At 68.9% G+C, this 3,413-nt stretch carries 2 protein-coding genes; both read left to right on the top strand.

Going from position 1 to position 3,413, the window contains the following annotated elements; genetic code table 11:
• Positions 1 to 1,874 (top strand): ATP-dependent helicase (locus tag QZY44_RS11760; RefSeq protein WP_295446412.1); only part of this gene is annotated, 1,874 nt, incomplete at its 5' end.
• On the top strand, positions 1,871 to 3,016 hold the full coding sequence (locus QZY44_RS11765; protein ID WP_295446414.1) for a tyrosine-type recombinase/integrase: 1,146 nt from the start codon (positions 1,871 to 1,873) through the stop codon (positions 3,014 to 3,016). The genes QZY44_RS11760 and QZY44_RS11765, both read left to right, overlap by 4 nt.
• The last annotated feature ends 397 nt before the right edge of the window (positions 3,017 to 3,413 follow it).

Consider the following 3,413-nt stretch of genomic DNA (forward strand, 5'->3'; position numbering starts at 1 on the left):
AGGGCAACGTCGAGTACCCAGGCCAGGACGCGTTTGAGGCGTTCCGAGCCTTCATCGGGCTGGTCAAGTCGGACCTGCTGTCCGCCGCGGACGCCTTCCGGACCTTTGGCCTGCTGCCGTCCTGCGCCTACTTCGTCCGGGCCTTCGAACTCTTTGAAAAGGCCCGCGAGCGTGCCGGCCTGCGGTTCTTTGCCGACCTGCTGTCGGACCCCGTGGCGGTGATGCGCGCCAACCCCAAAGCGCTCGCGCTGGTCACGAACAAGCTGGACCTGGTGGTGGTCGATGAGTTCCAGGATCTGAGTCGCGTCCAGGTGGAGCTGCTGATCCAACTGGTGGGCACCCGGGCGTACCTGAACGCGGTAGGCGATGATTCGCAGTGCATCTACGCCTGGCGCGGCGCGCGGCCGGAGGTCATGGGTGCTGAGTTCGCCCGGCACTTCCCCGGAGCGACCCGTTACACCCTGTCCCGGACCTTCCGCTTCGGCCACCGGGTGTCGCTGGCCGCAGCCCAGTTGATCGGCCACAACCGCAACCGCATGGACACCCTGTGCGTCTCGGCGCCGTCCACGCCGGACACCGGCATCGACGTGATCCGCGCCACCTCGGCCGGCGACCAGTCCGCGGTGGTGGCGGCCATCGACGGCTGGCGCCGCGCCGGGCGGTCGCTGCGCGAGGTCGCGGTCCTCGCCCGGCTTTGGGCGCAGACGCTGAGCCTGGAACTGGCCCTGTTGGAGCGCGATATCCCCTATGTGAAGGCGAAGGACGACCTCTTCCGGGTCCCCGAGATCGCCGGACTCCTGGGCTACCTGCGCCTGGCCGCCGGCACCCTCTTCGCCGAACCGCGCGCACGCGAGATCGTCCGGCACATGCTCGCGACACCCACCCTGTGGCTCACCGCGGCCACGCTCGATACCCTGGCGGATGCGATTGTCCGCACCCCCGCGCAGGCCCCGGCCCTGCTGATGGAGACCGCCCGCAACGCCAAGAAGCCCTATCACGAAACGCGGATCGCCGACCGTGCGCAACTGTGGCACGAGGCTCTGGGCTGGGCCGATCGGCCGGCGGCCGAGGCGCTGCGGTGCTATGCCGGCACCACCGATCTGGTGAGCGCCTTAGCCACCTCCGCCACCAGTGAGGCGGCGGCCGAAAAGGAGTTGGCCTATCAGACCCTCCTGGACTGGGCGGTGCGCACCCGCACCACGGTGGGTGAGTTCGTCGCCCGCATGGACGCGCTGCGGCGGTCCCGTGAACGCTATGAGGCCGGCGGTGACGCGGTGCTGCTGTCGTCGATCCACCAGGTGAAGGGGCGCGAGTTCCCGCTGGTCATCGTCACCGGACTGGAGGACGGGCTGTTCCCGTCGCGCCGATCCAGTGCGGAGGAGGAGCGGCGGCTCGCCTATGTGGCGATGACCCGTGTCCAGGAACAACTCCTGCTGGTCGTGCCGCCGGATGCGCGGTTCGATGCGGTGTGGCTCGGCATCCCCACCCGGGGTCCCGGTTCGGCGAAGACCGCCGCCAGTCCCTTCGCCTTCGAGGCCAATCTGCGCACCAGTTCGGCACTCGGTGAGGCGATCACCCGTCGGCTGTCCGGCGGAGACCCCGGCGCGGACTTGCCGGAGGCGGCGCTCCAGGTGGCACCGGTGCTCAACCGCTATCTGGGGGAAGTGGGACTTGAGGAACGCTACCAACCGCCCGCGCAGCCGCCGACGGCGCCGGTTCCCCCCGGCGACTGGGGCATCAACGACCGGGTGCGACACCCCTTCTTCGGCGATGGCCTGGTGGTCGGCATTCGCGACCAGGACATCCTGGACATCAACTTCGGCGGGACCCGCCGGTCCATCAAGTCGGGCGTCGTGGCCATGGAGCGGGTGTGACTGCACTTGAACCCTGCGGGCGCTTCGATCCCGCCCTCGGCCGTCTGCCGGGCGCGGTCGCCCATGCGCTCTTCCGCGGTGACGATTGGCTGGCGACCTCGAGCCTCTCCATCACCACCGCACTGGAGGCCGCCGCGCCGAACACCCGCATCGCCTGGGCCTGCGATTGGGCGGTCTTCCGAACCTGGGCACTGGGTCGGGCGGCGGCCTGGTATCCGGACGAGCGCGACCGCATCCGCCTCCCGACCCGGCCGGAACTGCTGGTGCGGTTCGTGACCGATAGGCTCGGCGGCTATGACGGTGAGCCGGCCCGCGCCCGCGCCACGGTACTGCGCTACCTGAGCACCCTGAGCACGCTGCATCGCCTCCTGGATGCGCCCGATCCGACCAAGGTGCCCATGGTGCGCAACACCGTCAAGGCCAAGACGCGCGGCAGCGGTGGCCAGGACCAGGCGGCGCCGTTCCGCTGGGCCGATGTGCTGGACGCCCTGGCGGTGCTGACTCGCGACCCCGGGGACCTGAAGGGGCTGCGGGATGCCGCCCTGCTGGCGGTCGGCCACAACACCATGGCGCGGCGTGCCGAGTTGGTGGCCATTGATGTGGCGGACCTGGAGTTCGCTCACGGCGACGGTGCCCTGGTGCTGCTGCGGCCGACCAAGCAGCGGCTGGAGGCGGAGCCCGAGCCCCGGTATCTGGCGCCGCTGACCGCGGACCTGCTGCGCACCTGGATGGCGCGCGGCAACATTCAGTCGGGACCGGTGTTCACCTGCTTGCGCAGCAACGGCGGGCGTGGCCCAGCCGCGGTGCTGCTGATCACCGCACAGCGCCTGAGCGCGCCGGAGGTCAACACGGTGGTCAAACTCGCCGTGGCGCGGATCGCCATGGTGAACGGCACCTTGGATGTGACGGGCAGCGAACGGCGGGAGGTCAGGCGGGCGATGCTGCGGTATGCGGCGGCCTTCTCCGGACACTCGCTACGGGTCGGCGCGGCCCAGGACCTGGAGGCGGCCGGCGTCTCGACGGCGGGGATTCTCCAGGCCGGGGGCTGGAAGGATGAGCGGATGATCCGGCGGTACCTGCGCAAGCTGCGGGCACGGGAGGGCGGGATGGCGCAGTTCTTTGGGTCTGTGGCGCCAGCGTGACGGAAGCAGGGTTCTTTCCTTGGTCTCTTCCAAGGTTCCTTGGAGACAAGGAAGTGAGGAAGGTAGGAAGCCGGGAAGTTGAGAAGGAAGGATGCGCAGAAGCAACTCCTTCAAGAGTATTTGAACCAAAGTTGATTCGATTCTGTGTCTCGAATTCGCGGGATTGCCGTGCTCGCGCATCCGCATAGGCCGCAGATTCCTGGCGAGTTTACGAAAGTCGAGGGTTGGGCCAGGCGGGCGGCCTGGCAAGAACGCAGGAGTTGTCTGGCGACGGGTTTCGGCCAGAAGCGGTCGCCCGTGCCTGCGTTTCGAGCGGCAGCAGCAGGACTGGCAGCGGACGCGTGTCCGCATGACAGCCCTCCCGTACACTGCAAACTTGGCCTGCGTACACTCAAGC

Origin of the sequence: uncultured Thiodictyon sp. (assembly GCA_903837595.1) — a bacterium.
Classification (GTDB): domain Bacteria; phylum Pseudomonadota; class Gammaproteobacteria; order Chromatiales; family Chromatiaceae; genus Thiodictyon.